The following is a 17,399-nucleotide window of genomic DNA, read 5'->3' as shown; positions in this document are numbered from 1 at the left end:
TAAGTCAGCGTGCGCTGAAGCGATTGACGGGGCGTTGCAGCCCCAGATGATCGCGCAAGGTGCGCCCCTGGTACTCACGCCGGAACAACCCGCGCCGCTGCAATTCCGGCACCACGTGCGTGGCCACGTCGGCCAGCCCCGCCGGCAGGTGCGGCACCAGCACGTTGAAGCCATCGGCTGCGTCCTGCTCGAACCAGGCCTGCAGCTCGTCGGCGATCCGGGTGGGCGTGCCGATCAGGCTGTAGTGCCCGCGCCCGCCGGCGATGCGCCGCCCGAGCTGGGCAATGCTCAACTGTTCCTGCCCTGCCAGTTCGGTGAACAGCTGCTGGCGGCTGCGCTGCCCGGTCTCGGTCAGCGGCAGCTCCGGCAGCGGGCCATCGGGCGGGTAGCCGGACAGATCGAAGTTGCCCAGCATGCGCGAGAGCAGCGCGATGCCCACTTCCGGCTCCACCAGCTGCTGGAACTGCTCGAATTTTTCCTGCGCTTCGGCCTGGCTCTGCCCCACCACGATGAACACGCCGGGCAGCACCTTCAAGGCATCGCGCGGCCGGCCGAACTGCTCCAGCCGCCCCTTGATGTCGGCATAGAACGCCTGCGCCTTGGCCAGCGAGGATTGCGCGGTGAACACCACCTCGGCGGTCTCTGCCGCCAGTGCGCGCCCAGGCTCGGACGAGCCGGCCTGCACCAGCACCGGGTGCCCCTGCGGAGCACGCGCGATGTTCAGCGGTCCACGCACCTGGAAATGCGCGCCGCGGTGGTCGAGCACGTGCGCACGCGCCGGGTCGTGATGCAGGCCGGCCGCCTTGTCGGCGATGAAGGCATCGTCGTCCCAGCTGTCCCACAGCCCGGCCACCACCTGCTGGAATTCGCGCGCCCGCGCATAGCGCTCGGCATGCACGTAGTGCGCGTCGCGATTGAAGTTCAGCGCTTCGTCGGCGGCATCGGAGGTGACCAGGTTCCAGCCGGCACGCCCGCCGGACAGATGATCCAGCGAGGCGAACTTGCGCGCCACGTGATACGGCTCGTTGTAGCTGGTGGTCATGGTGGCGATCAGCCCGATACGTTCGCTCGCCACGGCCAGGGCGCTGAGCAGGGTCAGCGGCTCGAACAGGCTGGAACGCGCCATGCGCGGCGCGATCGGCCCGCCAGCGGCGGCCAGGCTGTCGGCGACGAACACCGCATCGAACTTGGCCGCCTCGGCGATGCGCACCATCTCGCGGTACTGCGCAAAATCCAGCGTGTCAGCGCTCACCTGCGAGTGACGCCATGCCGCCACGTGGTGGCCGGTCGCCATCAGGAAGGCCCCCAGCGACAGCTGACGCGGCGCGCTCATCGCCACTCACCGCAGGTTGACTGCCTGCTTTGATCGAACACTGGTTGCCACTGCATCCAACGCATCCTCAAAAATCCTTGTGCAATTGCAGGCCGACATAGCGCTGGTCATCGCGCGGCACCAGCCGGTAGACATTGCCGGTGGCATTGGCCAATAGCGGCGCATAAGACCGATCGCCCAGATTGCGGCCCAGCAGCGCCACCCGCCAGCCATGCGCGTCGTCGGCCAGCGCGACACTGGCGTTCCAGATCGCATATGGGCCCTGGATGGTCTGGGGGGTCTGACTGAGGTCGTACTGCACACTGTCCTGCCAGCTCACATCACCGTTCACCTCCAACGCCAGGCTGCCGCGCAGCGGCACGCGGTAGGCCGCGCGCAGGTTGCCCTTCCAGTCCGGCGAGAACGGCAGCGGCCGGCCATCGACATTGCAGTTGGCCGCCGCCGCTGCCGGGCAGGCGAAGCGCTGGATGCGGGCCTGCGTGTAGGCCAGCGACGAGGCCAGACTGAGCCGCTCGGTGGGCCGATACTCCAGATCCAGCTCCAGACCCTGCGTGCGGACCTGCCCGGCATTGATCAGCCGCGTCACCACCTGCCCGGCCACGGTGTCGAAGAAATTGGCCTGGTAATTGGCGTAGTCGGTATGGAACAGCGCTAGGTTCGCGCTGAGCCGGTCGTCCAGCGCACGCGCCTTCAGGCCCAGCTCCCAGGCGTTGGAGGTTTCCGGCTTCAACGCCGGCGTGTCGCGCGGCTGCATGTTGAAGAACACGTTGTAGGCCGGGCCCTTGTAGCCGCGCGAATAGGTGAGATAGCCGGTGGTGCGCGCATCGATGTCGTACTGCAGGCCGGCACGTCCGGACACGCCATCTTCGGCGGTGCTGCCACTGCTTGCGGTAGCCGGCTGGATGCCGGTGACCGCGGTGGCGGAGCTGGACACGCGCTGGTGGCGGTAATCCAGCGTATCGCGGGTGACACGCGCGCCGAGCAAGGCGCGCAGGTCCGGCCGCCAATGCCAGGTCGCCTCGCCGAACGCCGCATAGGTGGCTGCCCGCGTTGCGTAATCGGCCACGCCCACATTGCTGACGGTCGGCGTCGTCACGGTGCGGCGATAGGTTTCGTCGTTGCGCGCATGCAGGTAGTACAGGCCGGCCACGGCCTCCACCGCGCGATCGCGCGGAGTCTGCACACGCAGCTCCTGCGAATACTGCGTATAGCCCAGGTCGCCACGGTCGTGCGAGGACGGAAACGCGGCGCTGCGCTGGGCGGTGCGGTCGCCATCCTGGAACTGGGTGTTGTCCCATTGCCGCCATGCGCTGATCGAGGTCAGCAGCACCTCGCCGATGTGCTGGCCCAGCTGCAGCGAGGCGCCCTTGTTGGTGTCGTCCAGGAACGTGCGGTAATCGCTATTGATCTGCCGGTTGTCGGCACCGGCACGCACCGGCGCGAGCGCGGCGGCGAAGTCGGCGCGCGTACTGGCCACCACCACGCCGCTGGGCGCATCGCCATGCGCGCGCAAATAGTCAGCGAGCAGGGTGGCGCTGAAGTCGGGCGTCGGGGTCAGATCCAGCCGCAGCCGCGCACCGGCGCGCCGGTAGCCGTTGACGGTCTGTCCATCGGCCACGTTGCGCACATTGCCGCCGTAGTCGGCCCACAACGCGGACACGTTCGCCTTCAGTACCTCCGGCACCAACGCGCCGCCGACGCTGGCGCGGACGCGGTCTTCGCCGCCGCCACCGAAGTGCGCGTAATCGACGTAGCCACCCAATGCCTCCGGCGCCGGTTTGCTGACGATACTGAGCACGCCGGCCGATGCGTTCTTGCCGAACAGGGTGCCCTGCGGCCCGCGCAGGACTTCGATGCGTTCGACATCCAGCAGATCCAGGGTGGCCTGGCCGGGGCGGCCCAGCACCACGCCATCGATCACCGTGGCCACGCTGGGCTCCACGCCCGGCGAGGTGGAGATGGTGCCCACGCCACGCAGGAACAGCGAGGTGTCCTTGTTGGAAGCACCGGTGCGGAACGTCAGGCTGGGCACCAGGGCCGGCAGGTCGGCCACGCTGTTGCGGTTCTCGCGCTCCAGGGTCTGGCCCTGGACCACCGAGACCGCTACCGGTACCTGCTGCAAGGTGGTTTCGCGGCGTGTGGCGGTCACCTTCACTGCACCCAGGGTCTGTGCTGCACCCTCCGGCGCGGCAGCGGCTTCGCCCACGTCGTCCGCAAGAGCCGGTGTACATGCCAGGGCCAGGCTCCACGCCAGCAACTGCGGCCTTGCGAACAACCTCGATGCAGAAGCGCTCCTTGCAGGGAGCCGGTGGTGCACGGGCATGTAGGTCCTCTGTCTTGCGGCGATGGGGGTTGGATGCTCGAGCGCACGCTGCTGCAGCATCCGGGCATGGCCCGCTGCGGCGAAGCCATCTCGACCATGCATGGCGCTCCGGCATGCTGTTTGCCAGCGCTGCGAGCGTCAAATAACCAATGTTTGGGTGCTTATTCCCCAGGCAGTGCGGGGTGGATTGCAGGTGCCGCCGGGCCAGCACTGCCGCGATCGCTGCGCGTCTGCCACCGACCGGCGATAATGCGCCGATGGATGCACCCAAGCCCTGGTATCTCTATCTGCTGCTGTGTCGCAATGGCAGCTATTACGCCGGGATCACCAACGACCTGGAGCGGCGCTTCCAGGCGCATGTGCGTGGCACCGGTGCGCGTTACACGCGCGCCAATCCGCCGTTGCAATTGCTGGCCAGCCACCGGTATCCGGATCGTGCCAGCGCCTCGCGTGCCGAGTGCGCGCTCAAGCGGCAGCCACGCGCACGCAAGCTGGATTGGCTGTTGACGCAGCCGCAGGGCATCGCCGGGTCACAGCCTGCTGACACCTCGATCACGCCCGGCTAGCCACGCCTTTCCTACGCTGCAATGCCATGCAACCGCGGAGCAGCGCATGCATTACCAGCTCTATTACTGGACCGGCCTGCAGGGCCGCGGCGAATTCGTCCGCCTGGCTTTGGAAGATGCCGGCGCCGCCTATACCGACGTGGCGCGCGTGGAGGGCGACGAGGTCATGCCCCCCCTTCTTGGAAGGCAAGCAGCCGGGCGCGCAGCCGTTCGCCCCGCCCTTTCTGCGGGCAGGCGATGTCGTCGTGGCGCAAGTGGCAGCGATCCTGCATTTTCTGGGTCCGGCGCTGCAGCTGGTCCCCGACGACGACGCGCAGCGCCTGCAGGCGCTTCAATTGCAGATGACCATCGCCGACCTGGTGGCCGAGGTACACGACACCCATCATCCGATCGCCACCGGCCTGTATTACGAAGACCAGAAGGCCGAAGCCGCCAAGCGTGCCGGGGATCTGCGCGACAATCGCCTGCCCAAGTTCCTCGGCTATTTCGAACAGGTGGTACAGCGGGCCGGCGGGACATCCGCATTGGGCGTGCACTCGTACGTGGATCTGTCGCTGTTTCAACTGCTCAGCGGGCTGGACTACATGTTCCCGCAGCGGATGGCGACCTTGGCGAAGGACATCCCGGGTCTGCGCACCGTGCAGCAGCGCGTAGCAACGCGCCCACGCATTGCCGCCTACCTCGCCTCCGAACGGCGCGTGGCGTTCAACACCAACGGCATCTTCCGCCACTATCCGGAGCTTGATGCTGCGTAGGTCTTGGAACTGCACTCGGCAATGTTGGCCGGTGCACCGCCTGCCGGAATGGCTGACGGTGCGAAGCCTAGTAACTGGCGCTCACGCCAATCGCATGGCCCTGGATGATCCGGCGGGCTGTGCGTGCCAACAGACGCAACGGCCGATGCCACGCACCACCACCGACGCGACTGCATGACCACGGTTGCGCAGGTCCGGTCCACGCCCGGACATGGGATCAACGCGTCTGCAACAAGGCCGCACGAATGCGCTGCAGTTGCGCTTTCACCGCACGCGCTTGCTCCGGACCCAATCGTACGATGGCCTTCTGCCCGACCGACAATCCTTCCAGCGCCGGGTCCACGAAGCGATAGCGGCCACGCTCGTCGCGCACCACCGCAACCGGCTGCGCCGGGTCCGGTGTGCGCAACAGGTGGTCGATCACGTCGACCACGCGGTCGTTGAAATAACGGTCCGGTGCGCCCAGGTTGGCGTAGGCCTGCTGAAACAACGGATAGAAGCGCACATAGCTGCGCACCAGTGCCTGCGCATCCACGCCGGCGAATGCGGCGACGTACGGCGTGTAGCGGCTGGCATTGGCGTGATCGATGACCATGCGATCGGAAGCGGTGGTCACCAGCAGTTCGCCCGAGACCGGCTGCAGCACCGAGGCGCGGCGGCTGATGCTGGGCTGGGTGAGGTTGTCGATCATCACCACCACACGTTCGATCATGTGTGGCCGCAACACGAGCGACAGCGCCGCATCGTCGGGCACCAGATCCAGCAGCGCCTGCCATGCGGCGTCATCGCTCTGCGCCAGTGCGGGAATTGCCGCATCGGCGGCATCGGCCGATGGCGCCTGCACCGGATGCCGCGGCGCGGCGGGAGTGGCAGGCGATGGAGTGACCGCAGCGGCGACCGCGCTGGCGGTCTGGCTGATGGGTGCAGGCAGCGCACCCGATGTCTGGCGTGGCCCGCTGAACAACCACCAGGCGGCGCCGGCAATCAATGGTACGGCCAATAGCCACGGCCAGCGCGACGGCTTGGTTTGCATCATGGAACTCCTTGCATCGACAACATCCAGGGTATGACCATCAGATGTTGCAAGGGTTCCATCGATCTGCCGCCGCAGCGCATTCATCGACGCGTGCATGGCGACGCGATGCGCACGAGCGCCGAAAACGTCTCGCCAATTCCGCAGGGGCGCTCCCTCCGAACGCGCGCGCCCTAGGGCAAGCCTTCAACACACGTTCTACCGCTCAATCCGAAGCAATGGCGTACGTTGCGAAGCACTACGCGCCATGCGCCGTACCTTCAACCGGCGAAATTCAGCCGCGCATTCACCCATGCCGCCACGATGGCAGCCGCCGCCTGCTGGGCCTGTTTTTCCGGCAAGCGCTTCTCGCGCACCAGCCAGGCGGCGGTATCTGCACGCACCTTCGGCAACAGCGCGCGCACCGCCTTGCGATCTGCGGCCGGCCACTCGCTGTCTTCGCCACTCCAGGCGGCAATCGCCTTGTCCGGGTCATCTCCGTAGCGCTTGCGCAAGGCCGGTTGCAGATACAGCAGCGGCGACACCGATGCGCGCAACGCAATCACGCTCCACTCGGCGTAGCTGGCATAGCGGATGGTGCCGGCGTCCTTGCTCAGGGCTTCGATCAGGGAATCGAAGCCATCGTCCAGCTGCTTCCAGCTGGGCAACGCAAACAACCCGCCCGGCGCCTCGCAGACCGGGGCGAACGAGTCGCGCGTGGAGCCGTACAACGGCCCGAATGCCACGTACGCCGGCTCACCCACCGCCGCGAAGACGAAGCAATGCACGTAGGGCCGGTTGCCACTGCCATCGCGCTCGATCCACATGCGCAACAGCGTGAGCACCTTCTCCGGATCCTGCGCATCAGGGCCTGACCCGGTATCGTCCAAAACCGAAGCGGCAAAATCGTCGGCCTTGCGCAAGGCCTTGCGCGCGCTCTCGAAGCGCGCGGTCGCCAGCGTGGCATCCACGCCGGCGGCCGGCACGAACCGATGCAGATATGCCAGCCACGCCGAGGCCAGTGGAGCGTCGTACGCCTGCAGTTGGCGCGCCGCGTCGGCAGGCTCGGCGGGAATGCGCGCAATGATGCGGCCCAGCGCCTGTTGCTGGGCAGCGAGGGCCTTGGTCAGCACATCGGTCCTGGTGGTGAGGCTGCGCTGCAGGCAGGCGTCCGACTTGGCGTCCTGCGCACAGGCATTGCGCTGCCGCAGCCAGGCGCGTTGCTGCTCGCGCACGCCGGCCACTGCGATGCGCGGCGTGGTCTGCACCAGCTCCTGGTAACGCTCGTCCAGCTGCTCGTCCAGCAGGCCGAGCGCCGGCACCGCACACAGGCGTTTTTCCACCGGTGCGCTCGCCCGTTTGCAGTCGAACGACGCTGCCCACGCGCCGCTGGCACCCAGTGCCAACGCAGCGCCAAGCAACCATTGCAGCGCGCATGATTGGCGCGTCATTGCACAGCCTGCTTGCGTGCCGGCAGCAGCGACAGCAGCAACAAGGTCACTGCCAGCGCGATGTAGGCGCCGACGAACTGCCAGCTGATCACCCGCGCCAGCCCCTGCAGCGACCAGGGCAGATAGATGCCGCCGCGCGGGTCCACCGAGTGGATCAGCCCGAACAGGGTCAACCCGGCGGCGACCAGCAGGAATACCGCGCCGCTTCGCAGGCGGCCATCGATCATTGCCGCCACCGTGGCGATCCACAGCATCGCGGTGATGATGAAGCCGTTGCCCAGCGCGAAGATCACCGCCAGTTCCGGCAGGCCATGGCCGTCCACCTGCGTGGTCAGCGCCACCAGTTGATCCTGCGCCATCCAGCCCGGCGCTTTGATGGTCAGCAGGTACGCCACCGATGGCAGGAACCCCAGCACCATCGCACCGGCATGCTGCCGGGGCGTTGCCTGGAACGCCTGGGTGGTGATGTCGATGGACACGTAGACGATGATCGGCGCCAGCACCGCCAGCGGCAGCCACTGCACCAGCCCGCTGATGATGCCCAGCATGCCGCCGATGCCGACGAACAGCCCCGTCAGCAATGTGTAGCCCGAGCGCGCGCCCATGTGCTTGTACGCGGGCTGTCCGATGTAGGGCGTGGTCTGTGCCACGCCGCCGCAGACCCCGGCCACCAATGTGGCGAAGGCTTCCACCAGCAGGATGTCGCGGGTGCGGTAATCGTCGCCGGCCGCGCGCGCGCTTTCGCTGACGTTGATGCCGCCCACCACCATCAACAGGCCGAACGGCAGCAGCAACGGCAGATAGGCCACCGTGGCCGGCAATCCATCGATGAAGCCCAGGTTCGGCAGCGGCAGGACGATCTGCGGCGCCGTCCACGCCGGCACGGTGAAGCCCGGCGCGCCCAGCCCGGCCAGGCCAAGCCCGTAATACAGCGCGGTGCCGATCACGAAGGCCACCAACACGCCCGGCAGCTTGGTCGGCAAGCGGCCCTTGGCCAGCAGCACGTACAGCAGCAGGCCCAACGTGACGAAGCCCGCCACCGGCGAGCGCAGCGTTTCCAGCAACGGCAACAGGCCCATCAGCACCAGCGCGATGCCGGCGATCGAGCCGAGCAGCGCCGCACGCGGCAGCGCGCGGGTCACCGCCTCGCCCACGAACGAGAGCACCAGCTTGAGCAGGCCCATCACCACCAGTGCGGCCATGCCGAGCTTCCAGGTGGCGATCGCCGCCGCCTGCGGGTCCAGCCCCTGTGCCTTGAAGCCGGCAAACGCCGGGCCCAGCACCAGCAGCGCCATGCCGATGCTGGTGGGCGCATCCAGCCCCAGCGGCATGGCGGTGACGTCATCGCGCCCTGTGCGTGCGGCCAGCCGCCGCGCCATCAAGGTGTAGAGCAGGTTGCCCACCAGCACCCCGAACGCGGTACCGGGGAACATGCGCCCGAACACCACCTCGACGGGAAACTGGAAGATGCCCACCAGTGCCATCGCAATGAAGCCCAGGATGGAGAGATTGTCGACCACCAGGCCGAAGAAGCCATTGAGGTCGCCGGCGACGAACCAGCGCGGCGCTGCCGCAGGACGCGAAGAGGGAACCGACATGAGAGCCAGGGAGCGTGGGGGTCGGCCGATGGTAGCCGCTGCCTCCCGGCCGCGACAGCGCCGCGGTGAATCGGGGCATGCCGCCGCGGCCACGCTGGCGCCGGGCGCCTGCCGCAGCGACCGGCCAGCGTTGCCTTACCGCATCGCCTCGTCGGCGCGGATCCAGCCCTCGATCACCGCGTGGCTGGCACTGCGATAACGCACCCGCACCCGCGACTGGTCCGCGCTCACGTCCAGCGCCTGCAGGCGATCGCCCTCGATTACATAACGCCGCGTGGTGGCCGCCGTGGCCGTGGCATACAACGGTAGCCGCGGCACCTGCACCTGGAACGTGGCCGGCCTGGGCGCGTCCAGGCTCTGCCCGATGGCCGTGTCGATCACCGCACCGTGCGCATCGAAGCGCGGCCACACGGAGAACGGCATGCCATCCTCGCTACCCGGGCCCAGCAGCTCCTGGATGGCGGGCGACTCGATGCGCTGCTGGGTCGTGTACACATACAAGCGCCCATCGGGGCCGTAGCGATAGACATCGGCGTACCACATCGGGCCGCTGCGACAGGAACTGCTCAGGCTGCGCTGTTGCAGCTCCGGGGTCAGATTCCAGAAGCCCTCGCATTGCACTGCCGGGCGCGCAGGCGCGGTCAATGGCTGGAAGCGCCGTTGCGTCGGGTCGAACAGGAACACGAGCGTCGCTTCATTGACCTGGCCCAGCATCGCGGTCACCGCCAGATCGCGATGCCCATCGAAGTTGTAATCGTCACTGCGGACACGTCCCCCGCCCTCACCATCGTCCACATCCGCGTCCAGCCATTGCTCGCTGCCACCGGGCGAAAGCACCACATGCAGGCGCGCGCCGACCAGGTTGGCGATTGCGTGCGTGTTCGCGTCGATCGCCACGTGCACGGGGCCGTCTGCCGCCGCCGCGGCATTCCCCTGCATGCCGAGCGCCGCACCCAAGGTCATGGGCAGCGCAGCGCCAAGACACCTCGGCACATCCAGCCAGTGCAAAGTTCGCACACGTATCGACAGGCTCAGAACGACACCTCCACCGGCTGCCGCGACCACAGCACCGACTGGTGCCCGGTGGCCTGTTTCCAGGCCAGCCGGATCGCCTCGATGTCGTTGCGCCGCTGCGGGGTGTCCTCGTGCAGGATCACCAGCACCTTGGTGCCCAGCCGGTTCGGCTCCTTGGCGCCGCGGAACAGCCACTGGCCGTAGGCATCGAACACGGTCAGCCCGTCCGGGAAGCGCGGGGTCACTTCCTTGTCCAGGAATGCGCGCCACTGCGCCTCGCCGATGGTGCGGGTCTGCGGGCGGTCGGCCGGGCCGGTTTCCTCGCCTACGCCGAAGTACAGCTCGCTGCGCACCCAGCCGTGCGCCGCGGCCGGCCGCGCCGCATCGCCCTGCAGGCTGGCGGTGGTCGAGGCCGGGGCGCCGGCGGGCGTGGTCGCGCAGGCGCTCAGGGCCAGCACGGCGGCAAACAGGCAGGACGGCAACGACTTCATCGACTTCTCCACAACAGTTTGGGGGGCAGGCTCATGCGGCCCGGGCATCAGCTGATGCCGCCATGCGCGCACTGTGGCATCTCGCACAGGCCTGAACAACGCGATAATATCTCTCCATCCGGATGAATGTGGACAATCCGCCCCCCAGCGCCCAGCCCGGCCGGATGCCGAGCGAGTGGCGCCTCGCAGTCGCAGTGCAGGAGAAACAGCATGACCCGCCCCACCCTTTCGGTGATCGGCCTGGCCGTGGCCACGGTGTTGAGCGCCAGCGCGCAGGCCCAGCAAGCCGATACCGGCGCCACCACCCTGGACACCGTGATCGTCACCGGCACCCGTGCCAGCGATCGCACCGTGCTGGAATCGACCGTGCCGGTGGACGTGCTCACCGCCGAAGACATCCGCAAGGCCGGCGTGGTCAATGGCGAGCTGGGCAGCGCGCTGCAGGCCCTGCTGCCCTCGTTCAACTTCCCGCGCCAGTCCAACTCTGGCGGCGCCGACCATATCCGCGCCGCCCAGCTACGCGGGCTCTCGCCCGACCAGGTGCTGGTGCTGGTCAACGGCAAGCGCCGCCACACCTCGGCGCTGGTCAATACCGACAGCAAGATCGGCAAGGGCACCACGCCGGTGGATTTCAACTCCATCCCGATCAACGCCATCAAGCGCATCGAAGTGCTGCGCGACGGTGCCGGCGCGCAATACGGTTCGGATGCGATCGCCGGCGTCATCAACTTGATCCTGGACGACAACCCCGAGCGCGGCGAACTGGAAGCCAGCTTCGGCGCCTACCACACCGATGTTGAACCGATCGGCCGCCGCGTCACCGATGGCCAGACCAGCTACGCCAGCGCCAAGGTTGGCTCGCTGCTGGGCGATGACGGCGGCTTCTTCAAGGTGGGCCTGGAGCTGAAGAATCGCGAGGCCACCAATCGTGCCGGCTTGGACCAAATTCCGCCGTTCGAGGAGCAGACCCCGGCCAATCTGGCGCTGGCCGGCCGGCGCAATTACGTGCTCGGCGATGGCGCCACCAAGGGATTGAACGCCTGGCTCAACACCAAGGTGCCCTTCAGCGACAGCGGCGAGTTCTACGCCTTCGCCACCTACAACCAGCGCGACACCGAGGGCGCCAACTACTTCCGTTACCCGGACAGCAGCGCCAACTGGCGCGAGCTCTATCCCAACGGCTACCGGCCGATTTCCGAAGGCGAGAACCGCGATCTGCAGGCGGTGGCCGGCGCGCGCGGGCAATGGGGTAGCTGGGATTACGATGCCAGCATCAACTACGGTCGCAACGACTTCACCTACCGGCTGCGCAATTCGCTCAACGCCTCGCTGGGGCCGACCAGCACCACGCGCTTCAAGACCGGCGATTTCGCCTTCGCGCAGACCGTGGGCAATGTCGACCTGACCCGCGTGTTCGATGCGGCCGGCGCCACCCACACCTTCGGCACCGGTGCCGAATTCCGCCGCGAGCAGTACCGCACCCACGCCGGCGATCCGGCCAGCTACGCGGCTGGCCCGTTCACCGACCGCCCCACCGGCTCGCAGGCCGGCGGCGGCCTCACCCCGCAGGACGAGGCCGACCTGTCGCGCAACGTGGCCAGCGCCTATGCCAATGTCTCCAGCCAGTTCGGCGACAAGCTCTCCACCGACCTGGCCGGCCGCTACGAGCATTACCAGGACTTCGGCAGCCAGTGGACCGGCAAGCTGGCCGCGCGCTACGCGTTCGCCCCGGCGTTCGCGCTGCGTGGCGCCATCTCCAACAACGTGCGTGCGCCCTCGCTCAGCCAGATCGGTTACGAAGCCACCTCCACCGGCTACGACGCCGCCGGCCGGCTGACCCAGGGCCGCCTGCTGTCGGTCAACAACCCGATCGCCCGTGCGCTGGGCGCCACCGACCTGAAGCCGGAAAAATCGCTCAATTACAGCCTGGGCTTCACCAGCCAGCTGGGCGACCACTTCGACCTGTCGCTGGATTTCTTCCAGATCGACATCGACGACCGCATCGCGCTGTCCGAAGACATCACCGGCGATGCATTGACCAGCTTCGTGCAGCAGAACTTCGGCGTGACCGGCGTGCAGAGCGCCAGCTACTTCCTCAACGCCGCCGACACCCGCACGCGCGGCGCCGAGCTGGTGGCCAACTGGCGCCAGTACGCCTTCGGCGGCGACCTGCTGCTGACCGGCACCTACAGCTACGCCAAGACCGAGCTGGAAAACATCATCGCCACCCCGGCGCAGCTGCTGGCGTTGAACCCGGACTATGTGCTGTTCGGCGTGGAAGAAAGCAATACGCTCACCGATGCCGCGCCGCGCACCCGCGCCGCGCTTGCCGCCAACTGGAGCAACCAACGCTGGAACCTGCAGACCCGCGTGAACCGCTACGGCAGCGCCACCCGCGTGTTCGACTTCGGCGGCGGCTTCGTACCGCGCCAGACCTACGGCGCCGAATGGCAGCTGGACCTGGAAGCCGAATACCACCTGGGCACGCAGTGGACGCTGGCCATCGGCGGGCAAAACATCCTGGACAATTATTCTGACCGCTCCATCGACGACATCGCCTACTTCGGCAACCTGCCGTACGACGTGCTGTCGCCGATCGGCAGCAACGGCGCGTACTGGTATGGGCGGGTGCGGTATACGTTTTGAGCTAGAGCGAAATGGTTTAAAGCCCCTCTCCCTCAGGGAGAGGGGTTGGGGTGAGGGTACGGGGCGAAGCCCTCGTGCAGCCAAACTCCAACAGGCTTCGCCCGTACCCTCATCCGCCCCTGCGGGGCACCTTCTCCCGAAAGGAGAAGGGTAATCCCCGCCGTTCCATAACCTGAATCTCACACCGCCTTGCGCACACTGCCGCGATGGCAGACGTGCATCCCCCCCTCCCGTCGCCGCCATTGCTGGACGATGCCTGCGCATTGTTCCTGGACGTGGACGGCACCCTGATCGATTTTGCCGACAGCCCTGAAGCGGTGCGGCTCCTGCCTGAGGTGCGTACGGCCATCGGCCGCCTCAGCGTGCGCCTGGATGGCGCCATCGCCCTGGTCAGCGGGCGGCCGCTGGCGCAGCTCGATGCCCTGTTCCATCCCCTGATCCTCCCCGCCGCCGGCCTGCACGGCCACGAGCTGCGCAGCGACACCGCGGCGCGCGCGGCGATGCCGCAGGACACGTCCGAGTGGCTGCACGGCCTGCATCGACGCGCCGCTGCGCTCACCCACCGGCATCCCGGCGTGCTGGTCGAAGACAAGGGCGTCAGCGTGGCACTGCACTGGCGCGCGCAGCCGCTGGCCGGGCCCGACGTGCTCGCCTTCGCGCAGGATGAGATCGCCCAGCTCCCCGGTTATCGCCTGCAGCCGGGCGATCATGTCGTGGAGTTCGTGCCCGAAGGCAGCAACAAGGGCCTGGCGGTGGAACAACTGATGCAGCAAGGCGCCTTCGCCGGTCGCACACCGGTGTTCGTGGGCGACGACCTCACCGACGAATTCGGCTTCGAGGCGGCCAACCGGCTCGGCGGCTGGAGCGTGCTGGTCGGCGACCGTGCCCAGACCAGTGCGCGCTATCGCGTGCCGGGCACCGCCGCCGTCCACGCGTGGCTGCAGCAGAACGCGCACGGCGCCTGAGCGTCCGCCTTTTTCCCTTGTCATTGCATTAGGAGTGTTGGGACTTCATGACCGAGCCAAACCTGGACCTGGGCGTCATCGGCAATTGCAGCTTCGGCGCATTGGTGGATCGGCAGGCACGCGTGGTGTGGAGTTGCCTGCCCGCCTTCGACGGCGACCCGGCCTTCTGCACGCTGCTGTCGCCCAAGACCGAGGGCGGCGATTTCGCCGTGGAACTGGAGGATTTCGAAAGCAGCGAGCAGCACTATCTGCCCAATACCGCGGTGCTGCGCACGGTGCTGCGCGACAGCAAGGGTGGCGAAATCGAGGTGATCGATTTCGCACCGCGCTGGCGCAATAACGGCCGCTTCTATCGGCCGGTGAGCATCATCCGCCAGATCCGCCCCCTGGCCGGCAACCCGCGCATCATCGTGCGCGCGCGCCCGCTGGCCGACTGGGGTGGCCGCACGCCCGAGACCACCTGGGGCAGCAACCATATCCGCTGGGTGCTGCCGGAATTCACCCTGCGCCTGACCACCGACGTGCCGGTGCGCTTCGTGCGCGACGGATTGCCGTTCGTGCTCAGCCACCCGGTCAGCCTGGTGCTGGGCGTGGATGAATCGCTGACCCGCTCGCTCACCGGCTATGTGCAGGAAGCGCAGGAACGCACCGAAGAATACTGGCGCGAATGGGTGCGCTATCTGTCCATTCCGCTGGACTGGCAGGAGGCGGTGATCCGCAGCGCGATCACGCTCAAGCTATGCCAGTACGAAGACAGCGGCGCCATCATCGCCGCAATGACCACCTCGATTCCGGAAGCGCCCAACACCCCGCGCAACTGGGATTACCGCTATTGCTGGCTGCGCGATGCCGCCTTCGTGGTACGCGCGCTCAATCGCCTGGGCGCCACCCGCACGATGGAGCAGTTCATCGGCTACATCTTCAACATCGCCACCACCGACGGCACCATGCAGCCGCTGTACGGCATCGGCTTCGAATCGCAACTGGAAGAACACGAAGTCGACACCATGGCCGGGTATCGCGGCATGGGCCCGGTACGCCGCGGCAACCTGGCCTGGATCCAGCAGCAGCACGATGTCTACGGCAGCGTGGTACTGGCCTCCACGCAGCTGTTCTTCGACCTGCGCCTGAAGGATCAGGGCGATGCGGATACCTTCCGCCGCCTGGAGCCGCTGGGCGAGCGCGCCTACGCGCTGCACAACGTGCCCGATGCCGGCCTGTGGGAGTTCCGCGGCCGCGCCGAGGTGCATACCTACACCGCGGCGATGTGCTGGGCGGCCTGCGACCGCTTGTGCAAGATCGCCGACCGCCTGGTCTTGCCCGAACGCAGCGCGTACTGGCGCCAGCGCGCCGACAGCATCCGCGAGCGCGTCCTGGGCGAGGCCTGGAGCGAAGAGCACGGCCATTTCACCGACACGCTCGGCGGCCATCGCCTGGATGCCTCACTGTTGTTGCTGGCCGATATCGGCATCGTCGCCAACGACGACAGCCGCTTCGTGCGCACGGTCGAAGCGGTGGGCCGCGTGCTCAAGCATGGCGATGCGCTCTACCGCTACATCGCACCGGACGACTTCGGCGAGCCGGAAACCAGCTTCACCATCTGCACGTTCTGGTACATCGATGCGCTGGCGGCGATCGGCCGCAAGGACGAGGCGCGTGAATTGTTCGAGCGTATTCTCTCGCGCCGCAATCACCTGGGCTTGCTGTCCGAAGACCTATCGTTCGAAGACGGCGAAGCCTGGGGAAATTTCCCGCAGACCTATTCGCACGTCGGTTTGATCATCGCAGCGATGCGCTTGTCGCGGAGCTGGCAGGAGGCGTCATGAGTCGTTTGGTGGTGGTATCCAATCGCGTCGCGGTCCCGGGCGAAACCCGGGCCGGCGGCCTGGCGGTGGGGTTGCTGGCCGCGCTCAAGGAGCGTGGCGGCATGTGGTTCGGCTGGAGCGGCAAGACCGTGCGCGGCGACAGCGGCGGCATGCACGAGCAGAGCGAAGGCGACATCACCTTCGTCACCATGGACCTCAACAAGCGCGACATCGATTCGTACTACAACGGCTTCGCCAACCGCACGCTGTGGCCGCTGCTGCACTTCCGGCTGGACCTGGTCGATTACGACCGCGCCACCCGCGAAGGCTACATGCGCGTCAACCGGCTGTTCGCCGAAAAGCTCGCACCGCTTCTGAAAGACAGCGACACCTTGTGGATCCACGACTACCACATGATCCCGCTCGGGGCGATGCTGCGCGAGCTGGGTGTGGGCTGCAAGATGGGCTTTTTCCTGCATGTTCCGATGCCATCGGCGGATCTGGTGCAGGCGATGCCAGATCACGCGCGCCTGTTCAGCACCTTCTATGCCTACGACCTGGTCGGCTTCCAGACCCAGCGCGATGCCGAGCGCTTCAAGGCCTACGTGCGCCTGTTCGGCGGCGGGCGCGTGCTGGACGGCGATCTGGTCGAAGGCCCGGGCGGGCGTCGCTTCACTGCGGCGGCGTTTCCCATCGGCATCGATACCGACCTGATCGCCAACCAGGCCAAGGCCTCGGTCGGCAAGCAATCGGTACGCGACCTGCGCGAGAGCCTGCGCGGGCGCCAGCTCGCCATCGGTGTGGATCGGCTGGATTACTCCAAGGGCCTGCCAGAACGCTTCCTGGGTTTCGAGCGCTACCTGGAGCGCTATCCGGATCAATCCGGCAGCCTCACGTATCTGCAGATCGCGCCGGTCTCGCGCGGCGATGTCACCGAATACCGCCAGTTGCGCGGTCAGCTGGAGCAGATCGCCGGCCATATCAACGGCGGGCATGCCGAGCCGGACTGGACGCCGCTGCGCTACGTCAACCAGAACTTCAGCCACGCCACGTTGACCGGCTTCTACCGCGCCGCATCGGTGGGCCTGGTGACGCCGCTGCGCGATGGCATGAACCTGGTGGCCAAGGAATTCGTCGCTGCGCAGGACCCGGAAAATCCGGGCGTTCTGGTGTTGTCGCTGCTGGCCGGCGCGGCCGACGAAATGAAGGAAGCGCTGCTGGTCAACCCGCACGATCTGGACGGCGTGGCCGATGCGATCGCAACCGCGGCGAGCATGCCGCTGGCAAGCCGCATCGAGCGCTGGCACGGGATGATGGACCACTTGCGCAAGAACAACATCGGTCACTGGCGCCAACGCTACCTGCAGGCACTGGCCGAGGTCTGAGCCAGGCTCGGCGCGCCCAGACGCACCGCGATCGGGCAATGCATCCTTCTCCCGC

Annotated in this window: 12 protein-coding genes and 1 pseudogene; 6 read left to right on the top strand and 7 right to left on the bottom strand. The window is 67.3% G+C overall.

The window, feature by feature from the left end:
- Positions 1-4 precede the first annotated feature (4 nt).
- Both XcodCFBP4690_RS00515 and XcodCFBP4690_RS00510 read right to left on the bottom strand, forming a co-directional pair.
- Complete coding sequence (locus XcodCFBP4690_RS00515; protein WP_104539119.1) at positions 5-1,333, bottom strand: LLM class flavin-dependent oxidoreductase; 1,329 nt, start codon at positions 1,331-1,333, stop codon at positions 5-7.
- Positions 1,334-1,400: 67 nt separating this feature from the next.
- Positions 1,401-3,656: a TonB-dependent receptor gene (locus XcodCFBP4690_RS00510; protein WP_244183544.1), complete on the bottom strand. Its 2,256-nt coding sequence runs from the start codon at positions 3,654-3,656 to the stop codon at positions 1,401-1,403.
- A 257-nt stretch (positions 3,657-3,913) separates the two neighbouring features.
- Here XcodCFBP4690_RS00510 and XcodCFBP4690_RS00505 point away from each other — a divergent pair, with 257 nt between their 5' ends.
- Together XcodCFBP4690_RS00505 and XcodCFBP4690_RS00500 are read left to right on the top strand one after the other, a co-directional pair.
- Positions 3,914-4,222, top strand: coding sequence for a GIY-YIG nuclease family protein (locus tag XcodCFBP4690_RS00505; protein ID WP_104539118.1), 309 nt, complete (start codon positions 3,914-3,916; stop codon positions 4,220-4,222).
- A 46-nt stretch (positions 4,223-4,268) separates the two neighbouring features.
- Positions 4,269-4,977, top strand: a pseudogene (locus XcodCFBP4690_RS00500) (glutathione S-transferase).
- 217 nt (positions 4,978-5,194) lie between these two features.
- Here XcodCFBP4690_RS00500 and XcodCFBP4690_RS00495 read toward each other — a convergent pair.
- The 5 genes from XcodCFBP4690_RS00495 to XcodCFBP4690_RS00475 all read right to left on the bottom strand — a co-directional run bounded on the left by XcodCFBP4690_RS00495 (position 5,195) and on the right by XcodCFBP4690_RS00475 (position 10,543).
- Positions 5,195-6,010, bottom strand: coding sequence for a DUF3014 domain-containing protein (locus tag XcodCFBP4690_RS00495; protein ID WP_104539276.1), 816 nt, complete (start codon positions 6,008-6,010; stop codon positions 5,195-5,197).
- A 260-nt stretch (positions 6,011-6,270) separates the two neighbouring features.
- Positions 6,271-7,440, bottom strand: coding sequence for a lysozyme inhibitor LprI family protein (locus tag XcodCFBP4690_RS00490; protein WP_104539117.1), 1,170 nt, complete (start codon positions 7,438-7,440; stop codon positions 6,271-6,273).
- Positions 7,437-9,038: a hypothetical protein gene (locus XcodCFBP4690_RS00485; RefSeq protein WP_104539116.1), complete on the bottom strand. Its 1,602-nt coding sequence runs from the start codon at positions 9,036-9,038 to the stop codon at positions 7,437-7,439. The genes XcodCFBP4690_RS00490 and XcodCFBP4690_RS00485 overlap by 4 nt, the downstream gene beginning before the upstream one ends.
- A gap of 135 nt (positions 9,039-9,173) precedes the next feature.
- Positions 9,174-10,001, bottom strand: coding sequence for an XAC2610-related protein (locus XcodCFBP4690_RS00480; RefSeq protein ID WP_104539115.1), 828 nt, complete (start codon positions 9,999-10,001; stop codon positions 9,174-9,176).
- Between the two features lie 68 nt (positions 10,002-10,069).
- Positions 10,070-10,543, bottom strand: coding sequence for a DUF3574 domain-containing protein (locus XcodCFBP4690_RS00475; protein ID WP_167394404.1), 474 nt, complete (start codon positions 10,541-10,543; stop codon positions 10,070-10,072).
- A 210-nt stretch (positions 10,544-10,753) separates the two neighbouring features.
- Here XcodCFBP4690_RS00475 and XcodCFBP4690_RS00470 point away from each other — a divergent pair, with 210 nt between their 5' ends.
- The 4 genes from XcodCFBP4690_RS00470 (at position 10,754) to otsA (ending at position 17,344) form a co-directional block, all read left to right on the top strand.
- A complete protein-coding gene (locus XcodCFBP4690_RS00470) occupies positions 10,754-13,189 on the top strand; it encodes a TonB-dependent receptor plug domain-containing protein (protein WP_104539114.1) in 2,436 nt (811 codons plus the stop codon).
- Positions 13,190-13,395: 206 nt separating this feature from the next.
- Positions 13,396-14,154 carry a trehalose-phosphatase gene (otsB, locus tag XcodCFBP4690_RS00465; protein ID WP_104539113.1) on the top strand — a complete coding sequence of 253 codons (759 nt, stop codon included), beginning with the start codon at positions 13,396-13,398 and terminating at the stop codon, positions 14,152-14,154.
- Between the two features lie 47 nt (positions 14,155-14,201).
- The gene (locus XcodCFBP4690_RS00460) at positions 14,202-15,980 is read left to right on the top strand and encodes a glycoside hydrolase family 15 protein (RefSeq protein WP_104539112.1); all 1,779 of its coding nucleotides are present in this window, start codon (positions 14,202-14,204) and stop codon (positions 15,978-15,980) included.
- Positions 15,977-17,344 (top strand): alpha,alpha-trehalose-phosphate synthase (UDP-forming), encoded by a 1,368-nt coding sequence (gene otsA, locus XcodCFBP4690_RS00455; protein WP_104539111.1) that lies wholly within the window; start codon positions 15,977-15,979, stop codon positions 17,342-17,344. The genes XcodCFBP4690_RS00460 and otsA overlap by 4 nt, the downstream gene beginning before the upstream one ends.
- Positions 17,345-17,399 lie beyond the last annotated feature (55 nt).

Origin of the sequence: Xanthomonas codiaei (assembly GCF_002939785.1) — a bacterium.
In the GTDB taxonomy this organism is placed as follows: domain Bacteria; phylum Pseudomonadota; class Gammaproteobacteria; order Xanthomonadales; family Xanthomonadaceae; genus Xanthomonas; species Xanthomonas codiaei.
The sequence above is the reverse complement of the archived record's forward strand: the minus strand, read 5'-3'. Positions and strand labels throughout refer to the sequence as shown.